The sequence below is a fragment of the Polyangium spumosum genome (assembly GCF_009649845.1).
Taxonomy (GTDB): domain Bacteria; phylum Myxococcota_A; class Polyangia; order Polyangiales; family Polyangiaceae; genus Polyangium; species Polyangium spumosum.
Genome location: NZ_WJIE01000026.1, coordinates 1 through 20,192 on the forward strand (window position 1 = coordinate 1; position 20,192 = coordinate 20,192).

The 20,192-nt window shown below is 65.5% G+C and carries 20 protein-coding genes; 17 read left to right on the top strand and 3 right to left on the bottom strand.

The features are described 5' to 3' along the window. The first annotated feature begins 89 nt into the window (after positions 1 to 89). The 6 genes from GF068_RS40525 (at position 90) to GF068_RS40550 (ending at position 5,464) form a co-directional block, all read left to right on the top strand. Positions 90 to 1,778, top strand: a complete 1,689-nt coding sequence (locus tag GF068_RS40525) for a hypothetical protein (protein WP_206079662.1) — start codon at positions 90 to 92, stop codon at positions 1,776 to 1,778. 23 nt (positions 1,779 to 1,801) lie between these two features. Beyond that, entirely contained in the window at positions 1,802 to 2,644 is an 843-nt protein-coding gene (locus tag GF068_RS40530) for a hypothetical protein (protein ID WP_153824921.1), read from the top strand. A 99-nt stretch (positions 2,645 to 2,743) separates the two neighbouring features. Beyond that, positions 2,744 to 3,133 (top strand): hypothetical protein, encoded by a 390-nt coding sequence (locus GF068_RS40535; protein WP_153824922.1) that lies wholly within the window; start codon positions 2,744 to 2,746, stop codon positions 3,131 to 3,133. Positions 3,134 to 3,173: 40 nt separating this feature from the next. Beyond that, a complete protein-coding gene (locus tag GF068_RS40540; RefSeq protein ID WP_153824923.1) occupies positions 3,174 to 4,382 on the top strand; it encodes a hypothetical protein in 1,209 nt (402 codons plus the stop codon). 12 nt (positions 4,383 to 4,394) lie between these two features. Then, a complete protein-coding gene (locus GF068_RS40545) occupies positions 4,395 to 4,793 on the top strand; it encodes a hypothetical protein (protein ID WP_153824924.1) in 399 nt (132 codons plus the stop codon). Between the two features lie 2 nt (positions 4,794 to 4,795). Then, positions 4,796 to 5,464, top strand: coding sequence for a SpoIID/LytB domain-containing protein (locus GF068_RS40550; protein WP_153824925.1), 669 nt, complete (start codon positions 4,796 to 4,798; stop codon positions 5,462 to 5,464). Positions 5,465 to 6,355: 891 nt separating this feature from the next. Here the strand turns inward: GF068_RS40550 and GF068_RS40555 are convergent. Beyond that, positions 6,356 to 6,595, bottom strand: a complete 240-nt coding sequence (locus tag GF068_RS40555; protein WP_338046772.1) for a helix-turn-helix domain-containing protein — start codon at positions 6,593 to 6,595, stop codon at positions 6,356 to 6,358. Positions 6,596 to 6,784: 189 nt separating this feature from the next. Between GF068_RS40555 and GF068_RS40560 the strand changes: the two genes are divergently transcribed. The 11 genes from GF068_RS40560 (at position 6,785) to GF068_RS40610 (ending at position 18,406) form a co-directional block, all read left to right on the top strand. After that, positions 6,785 to 7,822 (top strand): hypothetical protein, encoded by a 1,038-nt coding sequence (locus tag GF068_RS40560; protein WP_153824926.1) that lies wholly within the window; start codon positions 6,785 to 6,787, stop codon positions 7,820 to 7,822. Between the two features lie 17 nt (positions 7,823 to 7,839). Continuing rightward, positions 7,840 to 8,940 (top strand): hypothetical protein, encoded by a 1,101-nt coding sequence (locus GF068_RS40565; RefSeq protein WP_170319979.1) that lies wholly within the window; start codon positions 7,840 to 7,842, stop codon positions 8,938 to 8,940. A 164-nt stretch (positions 8,941 to 9,104) separates the two neighbouring features. Beyond that, on the top strand, positions 9,105 to 10,118 hold the full coding sequence (locus GF068_RS40570; RefSeq protein WP_170319980.1) for a sigma-70 family RNA polymerase sigma factor: 1,014 nt from the start codon (positions 9,105 to 9,107) through the stop codon (positions 10,116 to 10,118). 182 nt (positions 10,119 to 10,300) lie between these two features. Then, positions 10,301 to 10,924: a hypothetical protein gene (locus GF068_RS40575; protein ID WP_153824929.1), complete on the top strand. Its 624-nt coding sequence runs from the start codon at positions 10,301 to 10,303 to the stop codon at positions 10,922 to 10,924. A 24-nt stretch (positions 10,925 to 10,948) separates the two neighbouring features. Further along, positions 10,949 to 11,290: a hypothetical protein gene (locus GF068_RS40580; protein ID WP_153824930.1), complete on the top strand. Its 342-nt coding sequence runs from the start codon at positions 10,949 to 10,951 to the stop codon at positions 11,288 to 11,290. A gap of 26 nt (positions 11,291 to 11,316) precedes the next feature. Then, positions 11,317 to 11,700, top strand: coding sequence for a hypothetical protein (locus tag GF068_RS40585; RefSeq protein WP_153824931.1), 384 nt, complete (start codon positions 11,317 to 11,319; stop codon positions 11,698 to 11,700). Positions 11,701 to 11,929: 229 nt separating this feature from the next. Next, positions 11,930 to 12,226 (top strand): helix-turn-helix domain-containing protein, encoded by a 297-nt coding sequence (locus GF068_RS40590; RefSeq protein WP_153824932.1) that lies wholly within the window; start codon positions 11,930 to 11,932, stop codon positions 12,224 to 12,226. A gap of 159 nt (positions 12,227 to 12,385) precedes the next feature. Next, the gene (locus GF068_RS44640; RefSeq protein ID WP_153824933.1) at positions 12,386 to 13,858 is read left to right on the top strand and encodes a protein kinase domain-containing protein; all 1,473 of its coding nucleotides are present in this window, start codon (positions 12,386 to 12,388) and stop codon (positions 13,856 to 13,858) included. Between the two features lie 135 nt (positions 13,859 to 13,993). Further along, the gene (locus GF068_RS40600; protein WP_153824934.1) at positions 13,994 to 14,887 is read left to right on the top strand and encodes a tetratricopeptide repeat protein; all 894 of its coding nucleotides are present in this window, start codon (positions 13,994 to 13,996) and stop codon (positions 14,885 to 14,887) included. Positions 14,888 to 14,898: 11 nt separating this feature from the next. After that, complete coding sequence (locus tag GF068_RS40605) at positions 14,899 to 16,683, top strand: IgGFc-binding protein (RefSeq protein ID WP_153824935.1); 1,785 nt, start codon at positions 14,899 to 14,901, stop codon at positions 16,681 to 16,683. Positions 16,684 to 17,242: 559 nt separating this feature from the next. Beyond that, positions 17,243 to 18,406: a plastocyanin/azurin family copper-binding protein gene (locus GF068_RS40610; RefSeq protein ID WP_170319981.1), complete on the top strand. Its 1,164-nt coding sequence runs from the start codon at positions 17,243 to 17,245 to the stop codon at positions 18,404 to 18,406. Between the two features lie 6 nt (positions 18,407 to 18,412). On the opposite strand, the gene GF068_RS40615 is transcribed toward GF068_RS40610, so the two are convergent. Together GF068_RS40615 and GF068_RS40620 are read right to left on the bottom strand one after the other, a co-directional pair. Beyond that, positions 18,413 to 18,715, bottom strand: a complete 303-nt coding sequence (locus GF068_RS40615) for a S24/S26 family peptidase (RefSeq protein ID WP_153824937.1) — start codon at positions 18,713 to 18,715, stop codon at positions 18,413 to 18,415. 11 nt (positions 18,716 to 18,726) lie between these two features. Continuing rightward, on the bottom strand, positions 18,727 to 20,154 hold the full coding sequence (locus GF068_RS40620; protein ID WP_170319982.1) for a restriction endonuclease subunit S: 1,428 nt from the start codon (positions 20,152 to 20,154) through the stop codon (positions 18,727 to 18,729). Positions 20,155 to 20,192 lie beyond the last annotated feature (38 nt).

A 20,192-nucleotide genomic window follows, 5' to 3' on the forward strand; every position in this document is an offset into this window, starting at 1 on the left:
CGAGGCCGCGACCATTGCAGCACGTGTCGGCCTCACCGATGAGCGCCGGACAGCTCGAGGCGATGATCCGCGCCGTGCCCCTCTTGCGCATGCACGATCCTCGCCTGCTGCGGACTCTGACGGGGGGCGGCGGCGCTCGCGAGGTCTCGGGCGTCGATCCGACGAGGGGCACGTACCACGCGCTCCCCGGCGAAACGCCGCACGGGATCACGAAGAAGCTCACGGGGCAGACCGAGCGCACGCAGGAGCTCCTCGCGGCGAATCCGGGCAAACCGGATTCCGATCCCGTGTGGAACATCCCGCCGGGATGGCTCCATTATGCGGGCGACACCGGAGCGGTGCTTCCCACGGCCCGCAAGTATCTCGTCGTGAAAGATGACTGGCCGCAGAAGATTGCCTCGAAGCTGGGAGCCTTCCCCGCACGCGCGAAGTGGTGGTCCGAGCTCCGGGCCGCGAATCCGCACAAGGCCACCGAGAACGGCAACTGGACGTATCTCTACCCGGGCGAGGAGATCGGCATTCCGAACGAATGGCCGGATCACCCGCTCGCGGTCGCCGTCGATGGCGTCCCCGCGCAGCCATCCACCCCGGGCGTGCCCGCTCCGGGAAAGACGACGACGCTCGACCCTGCTGTCGTTCCGCACACGCAGGCGCTTCTCGCGAGCTGGGCATTGCGGAATCCGGGCGATTGCAACCCCTCCGACTTCGGAAGGAATCCGATGGACCTCGTCAGCGGTTTCACGCCGAGGACGACGCAGGCGCTCGCCTCGTTCCAGACATGGTGGAACAAGAAACAGCCCAATCGGCCGTTAGCAACGACGGGAGAGCTGGATCAGGCAACCTACAATGCGTTGGTCGAGGAAAACAACGCGTCCGGCACCGTGTTCAGCGGTGGAACGAAGACGGAAGAACAGACGACAACACAACAGACGCAGGAGTCCGCGAGTCCGCCACCGCTTCCTTCTCTTCCTTCTCGCGCCGACGCGCCACAAGCGCCTTCCGCAGAGCTGCCGCCGGGGGTCAGTGTCCAGGCGAGTTCGAAGCCCGGCCATGTCCTTCTGGTGACGCCCATGGGCAGCTTCGACCTGCCCGCGACGCCAGGCTCGAAGCCGGGGACCGTGGTGGTCGACGTGCCGCTGCTCGGCAAGCGCGAGATCCCGGCCCCGGCCGCGTCGCAGCAGCAGTCCACGCCGAGTCCGCCGCCGCCCCCTCCGCCTCCCGCCGCGCCTTTGGCGGGGCTGCCGCCGGGGGTCAGTGTTCAGGCGAGCACGAAGCCCGGCCATGTCCTCGTGGTGACACCTATGGGTAGCTTCGACCTGCCCGCGTCGCCGGGCTCGAAGCCGGGGACGGTATTCGTCGACGTGCCGTTGCTCGGCAAGCACGAGATTCCCGCCCCGACTGCCCAGCCCACGCCCGAACCCCCGGAAGAGGTCGAGCAGCCCCCGAATTGGGAGGGGGCTGGCGGTTCCCCGAAGCTCGACGACACGTTCAGCGAAGCTGCCAAGAGGGACATCCTGCTCTTCCTTGAAGCCTGCAACAATCCTTATCAATTGGAGGAAGTTGCCGAAGCGTACGAGCAATCCGGCTATCCCCTTGCAGCCAAGGCAATGCGGGATCGGGCCAACGTTCTGCGGCAGCAGCAGGGCGGGGGAAGCTCCCCGGGCTGGGAATACTACCCGCAAACCAACTCCGCTCCCCCGTCGACTGCCGACGGTAACAACAAGGGGAGCCTTCTGCCCGTGATCGCGGTGGTCGCTGCGGGCCTCGCTTTCTCGTGACGCTTCGATAGGGGGGCCGCGCCATGCCCAAGATGCCGAAGCATTTACCATTCTGGTGGTGGAACTGGTGGCAACGAGAGGAGCCGCCCGCCCCAGCCCCTCCGGCACCGCCCCCCAGCTCCCCGCGCCTGTTCCGATGGTCGCACCAGGATCGCGACCTCGCCAGCGCGGGCGCTGCGGCTCTTGAAACCGCCAAGCAGGGCGCGTGGATGGCGCTCGGCAAGAAGCAGCGTGCGCGTCAATTCCGGGCATTCGTCGTCATGTCCCTGCGGATTGCGCCGGTCTCGTGGCGGCCTACGCCGCTGGGACAATTGGGTCCGCATCTCTACAGCACACCAGAGCGTAACGCCGCGGGCTCGGCAATTGCGCGCACACTTCTCCTTCTCGCCCCCGGGAATCTCCGGCCGGGGTCCGACATCGTCACCGAAGAGGGAGAGCCGGCGACCGGGACGATCGAGACAGGCATCGTCCACGTTCTGACGGTATTGCTCGTCGGCGCCGTCGCGATCGCTGCGGCATATCTCGGCAGTCTCGCTGCGCAGGCGATCCACGCTGTGAACTTCGACGACGAGGTTACGAAGCGCCTCCTCGCTGCGCAGGCGCGCGCAATGGAAGTCTTATCGATACACGTCGAGCGCGAGCGCATCGTCGGCCGCGAGCTGCCGTTCGACGAGGCGGAGAAGTCGATGCTCCGCACCCTGGAGGATGTTCAGCGACAGATCGCGACGCTTCGACGGACGCCGCTCCCGTCGCCTTTTGATGGCGCGACCGAATTGGTCAGGGCCACGACCAGCTTTCTACCCATGGCAATCATCGTATTTGCTGCATTCGTACTTCTCAACAGGCAGCCCGAAAGGAGACCGTGAAGCATGGCAGAAGAAAGAGTCCGCGTCGACCGCTCTCTCGTGGCGGTTCCGCGCGCCCGGTTTCGACGCCGGGGCAATAACAGGCATTGGGCTCGCGACGTGGGGACCGGGTTCCTCTACACCGCGGGGGCCGGTGCGGTGGTCGCTCTCCTCGCGAATCTGGACGACATCCGGAACAGCAAGGAGGTCAAGGACCACTGGTGGCTCATGCCGGTCGCGCTGGTCGCGATCGGATACATGCTGCGCAAGCGGCGCAATGCGCACGCGAACGCGGTGATCGCGGTGGGCGGGGCCATGTTCGCGCTCTCGTACATGGCGCAGCAGAAGGCCGCACAGGCGGCGCAGCAGGCGCCGGCCCCGGCGGGCAACGATACCGCCGCGCCGTTTGGTGCATTGCAGGGGCAAACGACGGGGTTCTGGTATCAGGCCCCGGATGGCCGGTTCCTGCGATTGCCCAACATCGTGCGTCGCGTCGTTGCGAACGCGTAGACACATTCCGAGGACCAGTTTCAGGGGAAGGAACCAGATCATGAGCAATAACACGAGCAGCAATATGACAGCCCTCGACATTTTGAGGGAATCCGACGAGGAGGGCGAGACGGCTTCGCCCTTCGAGGAGCTCGACGACGACGAGACCGCCGGCCCCGACGACGAGGACAACGACGACGACGACACCGCCGCCCTCGAGCTCGAGGCCGAGGAGGAAGACACGGGCGACATTCGCGCGCTCCGCAAGCGTGGGAAGAAGACGGTCTCCCTCGAAGAGCTGCGCCAGCTCCAGCGGCGCTCCCGCGCCCGCGGGCAGCGTATCGGGGTGAAGAAGGTGCAGAAGAAGGTGCAGGCGCAGAAGCCGAAGCCGCGCCCGAAGCTGCCCCCGACCTTCGTGCCGCCGAACAATGGCGCGCGGCAACTCTTCAACAAGTGGGCGTCCCGCGGTTCGCAGTTCGTGATGCGCCAGGAGGGCCATTTCTACTCCGTTGCCGAGATTCGATGCAAGTGCCTGGGCAACGAGAAAGCCGCATGGCTCCACATCCCGAAGGGGGAATATCCGCTCTTCAATGTGGCGGTGGGGGAATCGTTCACGCTCCTCGGCAACAGCGCCACGGTGACGACGAACTGGACGAATCTCCAGCGTCCGTCGAAGGTCACGTACAGTGAGACGGAGTTCCTGATCCAATCGATTACGATGCAGGAAGCGGGGCTCCGGGTCCGGTACGATGGCGCCGAGATCGACAAGCTCGCGGGTATCGGCGAAGCGAAGAGCGTGCTCACGGGGCAGGCGTGGTTGTGGGACGACGCGGGCACGTTCTTGCCCAAGGAAATCTTTCACGATTACAGCGGGGAGAACCTCCTGTACCGGGCGCTGCGTCGCTCCGCGGTCATCTATTTCCACTGGGACAAGTCGCAAAGCGGCGCGAGTGAATTGTCCCGCAAGCTGCTCATCGATCACCTGCGCAACGTGCCGGATACCAAGGTGAAGACGCTCTCGCGGACGTCGGGCGGCGCAGCGGTCTTGCCGGTGCCCGATGGCTACGTGTTCACGGACAACCCCGAGCGGAACGAGCATGGCGCATTCAACGCGGTGATCCACGTCCCGGAGGACATCGTCTTCCCGATCAAGCCGATCGAACTCGGAGGTGTGGTCATGCGTCCGCTCGAGGTGGGGCTCTACGTGCAGCTCTCCCTCAACGGAATCGCGTTCCAGCACCATCAGCAGCAGTCCGGCGTGAAGACCTGAAGGGGGGATGCCATGAGCGTGGCGGAGATCAATAGCGAGTCGAAGCATAACGTCGTCGAATCGGATCCGCAGTTCGGCCCGTCGACACATTGCGTCGTGATCATCGAGCAGCCGCCGCTGATGGGGGACGAGCCTCCCCCGCAGTGGCGGGTCTCCGCCACGCTCACGCTTCTGGATCCGGTGTTCGGCAAGGAGGCATTGCTTGCCACGCTGCCCACGGTGACCGTCGGGCCGCTGATCCAGAAGCGGCAAGTGGTCGCCATGGCCAAGTACCCGAGCCCGGTGGAACGTTGGACGTTCCGTTTTTCGAGCGACGCGGGACGGGCGACGGCGCGGGTTTGGCTGCATCCGGGAAACTCGCCCGTGACGGAGTGCGGGATCTTCGTGGTGCAGCACGGATTGCGGGGGTGACCATGGTGATCGGAGAGGAGCCTTCCGAAGCTCCGGAGCGTGTTTTCACGTCTGCGGGATGGCTCTCGCTCGAGCGCGAGTACGTGCCGCGGGTGGTTGCGGGCGAGCATCCGTACGCGCATCCGGAGGCGAAGGCCGCGCTTGCCATCGCGGCGCGGACGTTCGTGCTCCGGGCGATGCGGGATCGGCCGACGCTGGGGCGGACGACGGCGATCCCGAGCGGGGAGCAGTTTCAGGTGTTCGCACGAGGGGCGAGCGAAGAATGCGTGGTTGCCGCCTCCGTGACGCGGGGGATCGTGCTCCGATACCAGGGGCGCATGATCCTCGCGAACCATGTCGCTGGCGCCTACTGGAAGCCGGACGGGTCACTCGGGTCCGATCCGACGAAGACCGAACGCTGGGTGACCTACAACGTCGGCAGACGAGGATCCGAAGTCGTCCCCACCGGCCTTTCGCTTCGGTCGCATCCAGGGAACCGCGGCTGTCTTGGCCAGCATTGCGCGCACTGGCTGGCTTCGCAGGGATACGATCACCGGACCATCCTGCGATTTTTCTATGGTGACGACGTCGAGTTCCACGCGCTGGCCAGCGGGGAGCGCACGGGGCTCGTCGGTCAAACGCTTTGGGGCGTTCTGGCGCTCGCCTTCTTCGGCATCACCATGCGGAGGTAGTGGTGGCGCTTCGACTGGTCCAAGCCGGAGAGGATTGCACCTTGGGGATCGGGTTGCTGGGCATTGCGGCCAAGCTGATATCTCAGCGTCCCGAACGCAGCTAGCTTCGTCCGGCGTTCTCTGACAAACGATGTCTCGTTCCCTGACGAATGAGGTCTCCTCGCAGTGGTAGACCTCGCCGATCATGAGCCACTGGCACACTCCTCTTCTGTCGATGCTCGGCATGCTGACCACGGGCGTGGTGGTTTACGGAATCACCTCGTGGCAATCACCCTCCGCACCGTCAGAGCCCTCAGCAGCCGTCAAGAACGAACGGTGCGCACATGACGAGCCGGCTGTCGTAGACGTCTTGGCCTCGGAGGCCCCTCGACCGTCTTTGCAGGTCGTGGCGCCGCCTTCCCGACCAGCCCTGCCAGGAACCGCCCCGCGGCCGTCCCGCTCGGTCCTCGCCGCGACGCTGCCTCCTCCGCCTCCTCCGCCGCCTGCGCCTCCACCTCCGTCGTCCAGCGAGACCACTCCCGAGGAGGTGGGGACCCTCGTTGCAGTGGCCATAGGCGGTACATGTAGGTTTTCCGTCGATGATGTTTCCATCACGACAGCCGATACGCTTCGGTTGCCGCTTCCCCCAGGCGTACACGTGGTCAAGTGCGGGGCGCGTACGCGGACCGTGACGATCAAGGATGGCGAGATCGCGATGGCGCTCTTCAAGCTGAAGAAGTGAACGACATCACACGCTGCGCAGTCGCACACGACGCTGCGGAGCTGCTCGACGTGGGTTAGCTCCCCAAGTCGCCATGACGACCCGCGGGGTGTCAGGGACGAGTCGCTCGCTTCGTATTGACGGGCGTTCGTCCTGAGTGCTACCTAAAGAATTCCAATGCGCCGGAGCCATCAGGGGATGGGAAGCCCCTCCTCGGCAGCTCGAATCAGCTCCCAGACCCGAGTGTCGAGCGCGTTCGCGATCCGGACGATGTTCTGGATCGAGATGTTGCGCTCGCCACGCTCGACGGACCCCACGTACGTCCGATGCAGCGCGCACCGATCCGCGAGCTCTTCCTGGCTCAGCCCAAGCGCCAGCCGTCGATCTCGGATGATGTGGCCTAATTTGCGCTGTAGGAGGGTCTCGTCCACGACGTCGGGAAAAGTAGCCTACCCGACGAGAGCGGCGGATCTACAGACTTTAGATAGCATGAGCAGGGGCGGGATGACAGCCGGGAACCCTCGCCGAGAAGGCGCCGGTTTGTCGTCGAGCCCCACCAGCAGGGAACGTCTTGCACTTTTTCCACGCTTCCTGGTAGCCTGGGGTTCGTCCGAGGATCGATGCGCCGCGCCTATGCAGACCTGCTGACGCTTGCCCTGGTGATGCTCGCGCCGCCCGCGATGGCCGATGATGCGCCCACGGCGCCGCGCGTTGCGTTTCGGCTCGAGTACGCGGCGCCCTCCGGAGCGCAGTGCCCCGCAAGCTCCGCCCTCGCGGAGCTGACAAGCGCGAAGTTCCGGTACGATGCCTTCCCGGACGCAGCGCGCGCGTCGCTCTCGGTGACGGTGCGGCGCGCCGCTGGACGTCTGGAGGCCGCGCTCGTCGCGCGAGACGATCAGGGCGCGGTCCAGTGGGAGGAGACGGCGACCCCGCGGTGGAAGTGCGACGAGCTCGTCGAGGACGTGGCGCTCATGATCTACGCGCGGTTCATGACGCCCAAGGGCGAGACGCCGGAGGCGTGGACGCTCCTGGTCTCGCAAGAGCCATCGCAGGCCCCAGCTCCGCTGCGGGCACCGTCCCCGGCTCCTTCGCCACCCCGTGCCCCGGAGCCATTCGCGTCGCAGCCACCGCTTCCCGCCACACCCACGCCCAGGGTGCCCGAGCCTCCGTTTCGGCGCGAGCTTTCTGTCGCCTTCGTCGTCGGACTCCTTGATACACCTGCCACCGCGTTGGGGGGCGCCATCCAGGCTGCGGCCCGGTGGCCTTGGTTCTCCCTCGGAGTGGAAGTTCGTGGGGCGGTCGATCACCGGGGCGAGGTGGCAGGAGATCCCGTCCGCTTGTGGCTCGGGGGGCTGACGGGCATTCCTTGCCTCGTCGTGCATTCGCGTGTCCGCACATGTTTTCCTGTTGCCGGCGGTTTCCTCCAGGCGACGGGAGGGGAGAAGCTCGTGTTCCGCACCGGTACGATTCAGCCATTTGCGGGGTCGGGCTTGCGGGTATCGTATGACCAACCCTTGAGCCAGGCGCTCTGGCTGCGTGCACATGGTGAGGTCCTGCTGCGCATGAAGGGTGCTTTGCTTGGAAATTCGCCGCGCTCCGCCTGGGAAAGCCCTGTCGTGCTGCCCTCGTTGGCAATCGGCATCATGTGGAGTCCTTGAACGAACCGGGGATATCAATGACGTATCAACTAAAGTGTTTTGGTTTGCTCCTGCTCTTGGTTCTATGGGGATGCGGCAACGAACCCATTCTCTGGTGCCACGTCGACGAGCCTGATTGTCTGAATCCTTCCCCTCCGGCGGACGCCGGAACCGACGCGGCAGAAGATGCCGGAGACGGCGACACGGAAGCCAAAATCTGCACCGGCCAGTGCGTCCCCTTCCGGCCCCTCGGATGGAGCGAGCCGATCCTCGTGGCGAGGACGCCCGGCGCCGCCGTCGAGTGCCCGCCCGAGGCACCCCACCACCACTTCACCAAGTACGCCGATCTCGTCGCGGGGCCGCTGGCCTGCAACTGCGCCTGCAAACCTTCGACGGGCTCGTGCACGCTCCCGGCGACGATGACGGCCGGCAACGCGGCCTGCTACACGTCCGGCGCGGTCCCCACGTCGTTCGATCCCCCGGCCGACTGGGACGGGAGCTGCTCGAGCTCCAACGCGATCGCCGCCGGGAAACAGTGCGGCGGCAAGCCGTGCGTCGAGTCGCTCACGATCGGGCCGATGGTGGCCGTGGACGAGGGCTGCGAGGTCGACGAGCTCGAGATCCTCACCGGGCAGGGTGACGAGCCGACGTGGGGTCTCACCGTGGTCGCCTGCGAAGGTTACCCGGAGAGCGGCGAGGGCGGATGCGGGGCGGGCGGGAAGTGCGCCCCCGCGCCTGCGCCGCCGCCGGAGTTTCGCGTTTGCGTATATAAGGAGGACGATGTCCCCTGCGAGGGGGAGAACTACACCGATCGGCTCGTCGTCTATACCGGGTTCGACGACAAACGAGGATGTACCGCATGCGAGTGTTCGCCGGAGGTCGAGGGCAGCATGTGTACGGCGATGGCCTCGATCTACAAGGACGACGCGTGCGTTGATCCTCTGCTTCTCGGGTACTCGATCTCGTCCCTCAAGGAAGCGTGCTTCGATGTGACCCTCCCCGGCGCGGCCCTCGGGAGCAAGTCGATCTCGAACGTCACGTACCACGCGGGCACATGCCAGCCGGCCGGCGGGGAACCGATCGGGGAGGTGGAGGCGCTTCGTCCCTCGACGATCTGCTGCCGTCCGAAGGACAACTGACGATTTGGGTGTCCCTCTCGGGCGCTCATCCCAATTGATAGAACGTGACCCGAGAATTCGACACCCAAGGTGATCCTCGCGAGCAACTCACGCAGCTTGCGCTCCGCGTACCGGGATGGTTGGTGCGTCTTCCGCCGCCCTGGGGGCCTGTTCCACTCGCGGAGGTGGGAGACCTCGCGCAGGAGGTCTTGACGGCGGCCGTCGTGGGTTTGTCGCGGTTCGATCCGGCGAAGGGGGCGATGGCTGTCTGGCTGTACACGATCACGCAGCGAAAGGCGCGGGATCGACAGGTACGCGAGCAGTTTCGAGGAGGATTTTCCGTCGAGGCAGACATCACAGCGGCGCCGAGCGGCGCGCGGAACCCCGAGGAGGCCATGGCTACAGCGCAGTACGAGCGACTCGTGCACGAGACCATCGGGGAGATGGATGCGGATCTTCGCGAAGTGCTGACGGCCGTCGAGCTCGGGGAGCTGAGCCACGAGGAGACGGCGCAGTTGGTCGGCGTTTCGAAGCGGACCGTCAAGGATCGCCTCGAGCGCGCGCGGGAGGATTTCACGCGGCGGATCAAGCGGAAGATGCGCGACCGCGGCATGGTCGTCCTGCCCTTCGCGGTGGACGGGCTGTTCGCGTTCCTTCGCGCGCGCACGGAGCACGTGCCGGAGGAGCTGCGCGAGCGGCTCCGCGCCATCGTCGAGCAGGGGCCGGGATCGACGAGGCCGGAAGCGCCCGCGGCGGTGCCGGATGCCGAGGCTCCGGCGACGGGGCCGGCTGCGCCGGACGTGGGGTCGTTTCTCGGAGGAAACATCACGGGCGGGGTTGTTGGAGGGGTCCTCGTATATCTCCTCATGCATCCCGCGGCGGTCGTGCCCGAGGCCACGAGGAGCCACCTCGACGAGCGCATTCCCCCGGCTGTTGCCGCGCTGCCGGTGACCGCGGCGCCGCCCCCCGCGCAGCCTCCGAGCGCGCCGAGCTCAAGGACGGCTCCTGCGGATCCGATGCCCGAAGCTCGGGCCTTGCTGAATCGGGCGGTGGGTGCCCTGGAGCAAGGCGACATCACGGATGCACGGGCGGCGTTCGAGCGATACGATCGTCGGTTTCCGTCGAATCCGCTGCCCAAGGTGAGAGCGTTCGTCCTCGGCGAGCTCATCCGGACCGAGCGACCCCGCCGCGCTCCCTGATTCACTTTTGGGTGTCCCTCCGGGGCGACCAACCCAATTTTATCCATGTGCGTGCCACAAGGCGACGCACGCAGCCGACAAACGCCCTGCAGAAGGGGGCGATGGGGATGGTTCTGGGCACACGTCTCCATCGCCCTCTCCTGGGGGCGTTTGTCGCCTTGGGTCGGCGATAGGGAGGAACCATGAACGCCCTTCGGGACGTCGACGACGACGCAGCAACGACCGTGATGGACCGCTCGGCGCTGCCGCCGCAAAGCGGGACGCGGATGAGCGTGGCGCACTCCGAACCGCCGCGTGATACGATCGTGGATCGGCCTTCCTCGTGGAGCCTCGCGCGCGCGTTCGTCGGGGCCCTCGTGCTCCGCATCCGCGAGCGCTTCCGCAAGGCTCGCCTCTCGGATCGCCTCCCACCGCTTCCGCCTCCGCGATCCGCGCGAGCGACCCGCGTTTCCGCGGGCGCCGTCGCTCACGACGAGCGCGGGGAGCTGCTCCTGCTCGAGCTCATGCGCGTGGACGCGGCCTACCAGGACGCGGCGATCTACGTCGCGAACTACGCGGGAGCGCTTCGAAGGCTCGGGGACGACGCGTATGCCGAGGGGCTCCTGCACTTCGCGCTCTCCCGCATGCGCGCGGACGCGGACGGGTTCGTCTCCGTCGCACGCCTGCGTGATCGGCTTCCGGAGCTGTCGTACTCGGGAGCGCTCGTGCCCGCGCTGCTTCGGCTGCAAGGGGGCGGCATCGTGTCGCTCACTTCGAGCGAGGGCGCTTCACGACCCGACCGGGTGCAGCTTCGGATCCCGTTGTGAGTGCAGGGAAGGAGGTCGAGAACCATGGCGACTCTACCGACCGAGCTCGTGTTCGCGAGCGATGGCACGATCTACATCTGCATCGAGGACGAGCCGCCTCCGGGGCGGCGCGTGTTCGTCGGGTACACGTTGACGGACGAGGAACGCGCGCAGTACGGGACGCGCGATCTGCTCCGGTGGGCGTGTCTCCAGACCCTCGCGTTCGGGAGCGATGGCCGCGTGTACGTCGAGGAGCGCGCGATCGACGCTGCGGGGCGCAAGGTGTTCCGTGGGTACGCCCTCACCGACCGGGAGGCCGGGCGAGCCTTCGAGGAGTTCCATCGGATGGCGTTCAACCTCACGATCGCCGCGATCCAGACGAAGTAGGGCATGTGCGACGCCGGAAGGAAACCATGAAGAAAGATTATCCCCTCGCGAGGATGCTCGACGCACTCGACGGGTGGTCCCAGGGCATGCTCGGAGCCGCCTCCCTCGGCGGCGCAGCGCCAGGCATGGGCAACCGATACGCGCGCGCCTTGGCTCTCGCCGACGTGCTCGCGGTGCTGATCCCTATCGTGCGGCCCGAGCTGCTGAAGTCCAGGCCAGGAGCCCCGCTGGAGCCCGCGGACGTGCGGAGGATCCTCGACGTGCTCGACGCGTGGGCTGCGGGCGTCCTGGCTCCAGTTGGCGAGGCGCACACCAAGGGCAGGCTCGATCGCATGATGGCGGTCGCGGACGTGATCCGGACGCTCGTGGGGCTCGTCCGGCCCGAGGTGAAGGCGGCTTCGCGGGGTTGAAAGGGGAGGCCGCGCCCGGGTTCCAGAGTGCCTGCTTGGCTGGAGTTTCTCGGTCCCATCTCCCGGGCAGAGCCGGGCGAGTATCTCGAGTTCGGGGATCCGGAGCGGGCGCGGCCTCCGGGGCGGAGTTTGCCCTGGAACGGGGTGGGGTGTCCAGTAAGACCAACACCGGAAGGTTCGCCGGAGACCCCTCGACAAACGACGGCCGGATCACCTATCAAGGAAGGTCGTGAACCGTGGACGACCGAAGACGCCCCTGGTCCTGACGACAGAGGAGCGCGACATCCTGACAGGGCACGTGCGGCGCGGGAAGACGCCTCAGCGGCTCGCGCTGCGAGCACGGATCGTGCTCCTCTGCGCCGACGGGCAAGACAACAAAGCCGTGGCCAAGAGGCTTGGCGTCACCGAGGAGACCGTCGGCAAGTGGCGGTCGCGGTTCCTGCGCCGCAGGCTCCAGGGGCTCGCGGACGAACCACGCTCGGGCGCTCCTTGCAAGTCTCCGCGTAACGAGACGACCTGGACGTAGCTTGGGGCCCTCGAATTTATCCAACGAATTTATTTCGTATGTGCTGGTTAGTCCTTCCGTACCAAGCCTTTTGAGTCGATGTGTATCGACGTTAGCTCGATAATATGCCTTTGGAAGCTTGACAGAATACACGGCGCCTCCTTGTAATCTCGAACGATCGTGGAAGCAGCCGTTGATCTCGCCGTCGGAACCGTCTTCGCCGGCCGGTACCGGATCGCCCGTCGCATCGCGGCTGGCGGGATGGGAGCCGTCTACGAGGTGATCCACCTCGAAACCGAGCGTCGGCGCGCGCTCAAGGTCATGCATGCGCACCTCTTCCAGAGCGAGGAGCTGCGCGAGCGGTTCAAGCGGGAGGCCAAGGTCGCGGCGCACGTCGACAGCGAGTTCATCGTCGACGTCTTCGACGCGGGCGTCGACGAGTCCACGGGCATGCCGTTCCTCGTGATGGAGCTGCTCCGCGGCGAGGAGCTCGGCGAGCGGCTCAAGCGCGTGGGAAGGCTCCCCGCGGACGAGGCGCTGCACTACCTGCACCAGACCGCACGCGCGCTCGACAAGACGCATCGGGCCTCGATCGTCCACCGGGACCTGAAACCCGCGAACGTGTTCCTCTGCGAGCGGGACGAGGACAAACCCCGCGTCAAGATCCTCGACTTCGGGATCGCGAAGGTCGTCGCGGAAGGTGCCACGACGGGCGCGGCGACGCAGTCGCTCGGGACGCCGCTCTACATGGCGCCGGAGCAGTTCAACCCGAGCACGAGGCTCACGGGCGCGGCGGACATCTACGCACTCGGGATGATGGCGTATACGCTGCTCGTCGGCGGGGCGTACTGGGCCGAGGAGGCCCGTGGCGGGAACGTGTACGCGCTGGTCGCGGTGGCGATCGGGGGGCCGGTCGAGCCGGCGTCGGCGCGGGCGGCGCGGCGTGGTGTGGCGCTGCCGCCGGGGTTCGATGCGTGGTTCGCGAAGGTGACGGCGCGGGAGCCGGGGGAGCGGTTCCAGACGGCGACGGCGGCGGTGCAGGCGCTCGCGGAGGCGCTGGGGGTGGCGCCGCCGGCGCGGGGGATGGCGCTTTCGGTGAGTGGGGTGTTCGAGGCTCCCACGGGCATGCAGGTAACCATTCCCTTGCAGGCGCTTCCTTCGGCGGCGTCCACCGTGGGCACGTCTACGGCGCCAACGCCAGCCAAACCCGACGCAGAGCCGATGCTCCCCGTTCCGGATGCGACCGCCCCCGGGGCTGCGACGACGCATGCGACGCCGCGAAAGGCGCCAGCCATCCGGCCGGTCGTGGCGGGAGGAATCGGCCTCCTGATCGTCGCGACAGGGGTGCTCGTGTCCTTGGCCGCGCGAACCACAGGCCCTGACGAGGATGCAACTGCCGCGTCGGTGACGCCATCGGAGGCGCCTTCGGCAGCCGCAGCGGCTACACAGGCGCCACCCACCTCGACACCGACCATCGAGGCAGCTCTTCCAGCGAGCACGCCGAGCAGCGCGGCACCGGAGGCCACGGCCTCCGCTCGGGCATCAGCATCGGCATCGGCCGCTCCTACACCTCCAGTACGCCCCGCGCGCGTGAGCAATCCGCCCGCATCCCCTCGGAAGCAGAATGAGCGGCCGTTCGAGCCCCTTTTCTGATGACCGCCCACAGGAGTGACGATGACGAGTCGCACCGCTTTCTCTGTCCGAGTTATTCTGATAGCACTTTCGCTCGCCGTTCCCTCTGCGGAAGCGCAGCCCCCGCCCCCAGCCGTTCAAGCTCAGGCGCTGCAGATGTACGAGCAGGCGCTTGAGGAGATGACGAGGAAAGACTATGCGGCGGCTTGCCCACGACTCGAAGAGGTGATCAAGCTCGCGCCTGAAGGGGTCGGCGGGATGATTACCCTTGGTCAGTGCTACGAGGGGTGGGGCCGCCTCGCGACCGCGCACGCCGCGTACCGGAGAGCCGAACAAGTCGCAGCGGCAAAGGGCGACAAGGACCGTCAGCAAAAGGCCGCTCAGAAGGCTGGTGCCATCGAGCCACACCTCTCGCAGGTCACGGTCGTCGTCCCCGATGCTTTGCGTGACCTGGCGGGGCTTTCGGTTCAGCGGGATGGGGCGGTGGTGGAGCAAGCCCAATGGGGGGTACCCGTTCCCGTGGATGTGGGAAAGCATGTCGTAGCGGCGACGGCGACCGGACGGAAGCCGTGGGAAAAGCACATCAGTGTAATGCGGGACGGTGACACTGTCGTCGTCGAGATCGAGGCGCCAGCACCGGCAGCAGTTTCGACTCCACCGGTACAGCCCCCGACGCTGCCCACAGCGCTATCGCCCATGGCTACAACGCAGGCATCGCAGCGCCCCGGGTTGAGCGGGGCGGAAATCGGCGCCTTGGTCCTGGGTGTGGGCGGTCTGCTCACGCTTGGTGTTGGGTCTGGCTTTGGCATCGTTGCCATGTCGAAGCAGGATCAGAGCAACGAGGGTCTCTGCAACAGCAGCAACCAGTGCGAACCCATGGGTTTGCAGCTCCGGGAAGAGGGTATAGCAGCAGGGAACGTGGCGACGGCGCTTTTCATAGCAGGAGGGGCTGCCTTGACCGGTTCGATTGTGCTGTTCGCGATCAGGCCAAGCAAAAACACGCGCATGAATGTGGGGTCGGGTGGAATCTGGGTGAACGGGAGCTTCTGATGAGGACGGCTATGAGGCTTACCGCATGGCAGATTGCCGTCGCGGCAGCGATCGTCGTAGGTGGCTGCAATCAGATCCTCGGACTTGTTCCCGGGCAGCCCATGCCGGAAGGTGAGGGAGGCTCAGGAAATGGCGGCACCACGGCAGGGGATGGCGGTGATTTCTTACCGGATGGGGGGCTGCCTGGCTGCGACGCTACGTGTTCCGGCGATTTGAAGGCGGTCGTTGATTGTTACGGCCAGGTCATGCAGCAATGCACCGCGGACCAGGCGTGTGCCAATGGGAAATGTGTTGATAATGCCTGCCTGGCTGCCGTTGAGGCGAGGAGTTCGTACGGCTGCGATTACTGGGCGCTGAAGACCGCCCTCCGCCCGCAGGCCGATGGCGCATGCTTTGCTGCATTCGTGGCAAATACCTGGGCGAAGCCGGTGCACCTCCAAGTCTCGAGGAAGGGCTCGACGCTCGATCCGGCGACGTTTGCGTACATCCCAAGCGTCGGAGCCAACGGCGCCGTCCAGTACAACGCCTATGACGCCATCAAGGGAATCGACGTGGGGCAGGTTGCGATCCTGTTCCTATCGCGAAAGTTGCAAGGCGCCAGTGTCATCGATTGCCCGAAGCCGGCCGCGCTGAGCGCCGAGACCGGCGTGGTCGACACGGGCATCGGCGACGCTTTCCACATCACGACGGACTATCCGGTCGCGGCCTATCAGATCGTTCCTTATGGCGGAGCTCAGACAGCCGTCACGTCGGCCACGCTGCTCCTGCCGACGAGCGCTTGGGACACCAACTATCTCGCGATCAACGCGTACAAGGCGAGCGACGTCTTCCCCGACGCCTGGCCATCCCTGGCGATCCTCGCCCATGAGGACAACACGAAGGTCACGCTCCTGCCGAACAAGGCGATCGTGGGCGGCGGCGGCGTCCCCACCTCCGACCTGAACAAGCCCGTCGACTACATGCTGAACGCGGGCCAGTTCCTGCAGATCACGCAGGCGGACGAGCTCACGGGAAGCCCAATCACGTCGGACAAGCCGATTGCCGTCTTCGGCGCGTCAAAATGCATGAACGTGCCGTCCATGCAGGACGATTGCGATTCGGGCCAGCAGCAGCTCGCCCCGGTGCGCGCTCTCGGCAACGAATACGTGGCCGTGCGGTACAAGAGCCGGTCGACGACGGAGGAGGAGTCGTCTCGATGGCGCCTCGTCGGCGCCGTGGACGGGACGACGCTCACCTGGACGCCCATGAAGCCCGCGGGCGCGCCGACGACGATCAACCAGGGCCAGGTTCTCGAGTTCGAGGATCCGGGGCCCTTCGTGGTGCGCAGCCAGGACGCGCAGCACCCGTTCTACATGGGCGGCTACATGACGGGCGGGGCGCCCTACAATAACATCGGGGATCCGGAGTGGGTGAACGTGATCCCGCCCCAGCAGTTTCTGAGACGGTACGTGTTTTTTACCGATCCAACCTACCCAGAAACGAGCCTAGTCGTCATCCGTGTGAAGTCCAAGACTACAGGAGAGTTCGCCTCCGTGGAGCTGAAATGTAGAGGCCCACTCCAGAACTGGACATCCATCGGCGATTACGAATACACACGCGTCGATCTCGTGACGGGCGATTTTCAGGGCGTGATGGCATGCACGAACGGCGTGCAGGAGATGTCGAGTACCCAGCCGTTTGGTGTCACGGTGTGGGGATGGGGGACGACTCCGCAGACGCTCAATGTCTCATACGCTTATCCGGCGGGGGTTGGGATTCTGCCTATCAACGAGCTGCCACCACCCATAGGCCCATAGGAGGACGACGATGAGGGCGTACACATCGTGGAGAATCGCCGTTTTGGCAGCCGTTTTGGCGACCGGCTGCAACCAGATTCTCGGGCTCGTCCCGGGGGAGCCGTTGCCGGAGGGGGAGGGCGGCTCAAACGGTGGCTCGGGTGGACTGGGCGGGTCAGGTGGTGATGGGGGCGCGGGAGGCATGGGCGGCGCGGGAGGCGCGGGAGGTATGGGCGGCGCGGGCGGCATAGGCGGTGCGGGAGGCACCGGAGGCAGCGGAGGCACAAGCGCGGAATGCAACGTTCCGACAGACTGCCCGGAGACGAGCAACGAGTGCGTGAGCGCGACGTGTACTGTAGGAATTTGCGGTACGGCGTTCAAACCGACCGGCACAATCTGCGGCGTCAACATGAATCTTGCCTGCGACGGTGCGGGGCAGTGCACCGGTTGCGTTACTGCGAACGATTGTTCCGGACAGAACGACGAGTGCCAATTGCGCACATGTATTGGGGGGGCTTGCGGAGTCGCCTACGCCGCCGTGGACGACGGGAATGCATGCACTATGGACGCGTGCGATCCGATGACCGGCGTCTCCCACACGCCCATCAACCCCGACGACGGGAATGCATGCACCGTGGACGCGTGTGATCCAAGAACCGGCGTCTCCCACACGCCCGTCAATCCAGACGACGGGAATGCATGCACCGTGGATGCGTGCGATCCGATGACCGGCGTCTCCCACACGCCCGTTATCAACGACGGCAATCCCTGCACGGCGGACTCATGCGATCCGATGACTGGCGTCTCGAATACACCATTGCCTGCTGGGACTGACTGCGGCATGGGCAAACAGTGCGATGGCATGGGCCAGTGCACGGGGTGTATCGATGCATTTGATTGTCCTGGCCAGGTGACCGAGTGCAGAGCGCCCACCTGCACGAACGGCATCTGCGGCACGATATACGCCCCTGCCGGTACACCCCTAAGCACAGAGTCGTCAGGCGACTGCAAGCGTCACGTCTGCGACGGCATGGGCGCCGCGATCGTCGAGGACGACGCGATGGACGAGCCGGACGACAACAACTCCTGCACGCTGGACGCGTGCCTCGCGGGCGCGCCCACGCACTTGCCCGTCGCGCTCGGGACCACGTGCACGGACGGCGGCGGCACTGTTTGCGACGACAATGGCACCTGCGTCGCCTGCAACGTCGACGCCGATTGCATGAACGGTGACGTCTGCATGGCCAACGCATGCGTGGCCCCCGCGACCTGCATGGACGGCATCATGAACGGCGACGAGACCGGCGTCGATTGCGGCGGCGCGATGTGCCTGAAATGCAATGGTGACGCTTGCGGCAGCGACGCCGAATGCCAGAGCGGTATCTGCAGCGGCGGCATGTGCGTGGCGAACATCAATGGCTGCACGCCGTCGATGGCGACGGACCTCACCGCCATGTCGGCGACGACGGTGACGTTCTCGAGCCTCTCCTACACCCCGAAGTGCATCAAGGTGAAGGCGGGGACGGTCGTGACGTTCTCCGGCAGCTTCGCGAACCATCCGTTGCAGGGTGGGTACATGGACCTCGCCAACCTGCCCACGCCCGCCGCGAGCGGCCCGTTCGTGCCGGTGACGGACGCGGGCACCTCGAAGGGCTTCACGCTGTCGACGCAGGGCACGTATCCCTTCTACTGCGTGCCGCACGCTTCGCTCGGCATGAACGGCGCGGTGTTCGTCGTGCCATAAGCCGACTCACGCCTCCACCCTCACCAACCGCCCAAAAATCGCATTCTGCCCCACCCACCCATTGATATGCCCCCGATTGTTCCCGATCTGAAACCGCCCATCCTGCACGCTCTTGACGAAATGTAGATACTCGGTCCCGCGGACCTTGCACAGGACGATGTCGCCGGGGCGGATGTCGCGTGGGTCGACGGGCTCCACGGTGCAGAGCTGGCCGGACTCGATCCGCGGAGACATGGAGTTGCCCCGCGGGCGGAAGGAAACGACCTGCCCGGCGCGAAGCTTGGTGATGTATCCGGTGGCCCAGCCCATGGCGCGCGTATTCAGGCAAGGAGCTCGGCGACGAGGGCGTCGGCGAGCTTGCGGGCGCCTTCCTCGGCGCGGCGGAGTTTTTCTTCCAGGGTGTCGCAGAGGGACATGAGGTGGTCGACTTTGGCGACGATGCGCTTTTGTTCGGCGAGGGGCGGCAACGGAATAGGAAATCTTGCAACCTCCTCCGAATCGAGACGGCACGTCCCGTGGGAAGACCGCTCAACCCGTAGCAGCATCCGCTTTCGACTAGCCTGACAGGCACGAAGCAGATACTCTGCAACTGCGGGAGCTGCCAAAACAAGCGCCTTCATGTCCTGATTAATCGTGACGCTCCGTGTCGTGAGAGCAACAGGAAAAGAGTGCGCCAGGATCATTCCACGAACAACGAAGAGCAGAGCACCACTCGGAATTAACTTCACCGAGGAATGCTCAATCGCCTCCTGGGAGATGTGATCCTCAGCATCTTCTATGTAAGGTCTCTTCATATCCTTCGGGCTAACCCACGGGATCGGCCCCGCCCAGAACGAGGGCGTCGATTTCGAAGGGGTGCCCCCTCCCATGAAACCTCCACACATACCGAGACGTACCCACCGCCACGACTCAGGTAACGAGTATGGCTGCTCGGATTCTTTGACTGGAGGAAGAGCGGTAGGATTTGCCCCTGCCATCTTGCCAGCAAGGACCGAAGCCGGCTCGTCGCCCACGGCTTGGGGCACGAGTTGGCCCCTAACCGCAAGCTCCAGAACCAATTCCCGCAGCATCTTGACGGTCCCCGGCACGTCCGTCAATAGTGCGAAATTGGCTACCACCCGCCGCCAGCTTGCGACCACGTCTTCCGGCCCCTCGGCACTCGTGAGCGCATCGAGCGCCGCCTTGTTCAGCCGGGCCGCCGTCTCCCGCTGCTTCGCCTGGCGGGCATCCAGGTCGTCGCATCGTCGCAAGAAGTGCTCCACGACGGCAATGATATTTTCCTGTTCCTCGACGGGTGGCAGGAGAATATGAAACGCCTTCACCTCAGGAAAGTAAATCGTCTGATGCACCGCTCCCTTCGAGAACCGGCGGAGGGATTCGTGCTCGCACACAAACAGATACATCAGAAACTTTGGCAGCAAGGCGTCGGAGCAAACCCAGTTAACAAAATCCTGACTGGTCGCCATCGATCGACCCATGATGGTGACGTAACCCACTGAGGCGGTCCGAGATAGGCACACCGTGCCCTTCGGCAGAAGCCTCGCGGATGAATTCTCGATCCCCAGTTCGGAGACGGTTTGTTCCGTATCGAAAATTTCTTTGCCGTTGTGCTTCCGCGCGTCCCGGATTCCAATCCAGGGCACGCCACCATCCCAGTATTCAGGATGGTTACGGCTCGGCGTATGTCCTGATTCCAGTGTTGCGACACTCGTTAACGGAACGCACTGCCAACCATCGGGCGTCTTCATCTCCGCGGGGCCAACGGATAGTGCCGAAACCCCGGGGA

Bases quoted from the DNA above. Each gene is read 5' to 3' on its own strand.
- GF068_RS40530 (WP_153824921.1), top strand. From the start codon at position 1,802: ATGCCCAAGATGCCGAAGCATTTACCATTCTGGTGGTGGAACTGGTGG.
- GF068_RS40560 (WP_153824926.1), top strand. From the start codon at position 6,785: ATGCGCCGCGCCTATGCAGACCTGCTGACGCTTGCCCTGGTGATGCTC.
- GF068_RS40605 (WP_153824935.1), top strand. From the start codon at position 14,899: ATGAGGCTTACCGCATGGCAGATTGCCGTCGCGGCAGCGATCGTCGTA.
- GF068_RS40565 (WP_170319979.1), top strand. From the start codon at position 7,840: ATGACGTATCAACTAAAGTGTTTTGGTTTGCTCCTGCTCTTGGTTCTA.
- GF068_RS40620 (WP_170319982.1), bottom strand. From the start codon at position 20,154: ATGAAGACGCCCGATGGTTGGCAGTGCGTTCCGTTAACGAGTGTCGCA.
- GF068_RS40600 (WP_153824934.1), top strand. From the start codon at position 13,994: ATGTACGAGCAGGCGCTTGAGGAGATGACGAGGAAAGACTATGCGGCG.
- GF068_RS40525 (WP_206079662.1), top strand. From the start codon at position 90: ATGCACGATCCTCGCCTGCTGCGGACTCTGACGGGGGGCGGCGGCGCT.
- GF068_RS40610 (WP_170319981.1), top strand. From the start codon at position 17,243: ATGACCGGCGTCTCCCACACGCCCATCAACCCCGACGACGGGAATGCA.
- GF068_RS40540 (WP_153824923.1), top strand. From the start codon at position 3,174: ATGAGCAATAACACGAGCAGCAATATGACAGCCCTCGACATTTTGAGG.
- GF068_RS40615 (WP_153824937.1), bottom strand. From the start codon at position 18,715: ATGGGCTGGGCCACCGGATACATCACCAAGCTTCGCGCCGGGCAGGTC.
- GF068_RS40585 (WP_153824931.1), top strand. From the start codon at position 11,317: ATGAAGAAAGATTATCCCCTCGCGAGGATGCTCGACGCACTCGACGGG.
- GF068_RS40580 (WP_153824930.1), top strand. From the start codon at position 10,949: ATGGCGACTCTACCGACCGAGCTCGTGTTCGCGAGCGATGGCACGATC.
- GF068_RS40545 (WP_153824924.1), top strand. From the start codon at position 4,395: ATGAGCGTGGCGGAGATCAATAGCGAGTCGAAGCATAACGTCGTCGAA.
- GF068_RS40550 (WP_153824925.1), top strand. From the start codon at position 4,796: ATGGTGATCGGAGAGGAGCCTTCCGAAGCTCCGGAGCGTGTTTTCACG.
- GF068_RS40575 (WP_153824929.1), top strand. From the start codon at position 10,301: ATGAACGCCCTTCGGGACGTCGACGACGACGCAGCAACGACCGTGATG.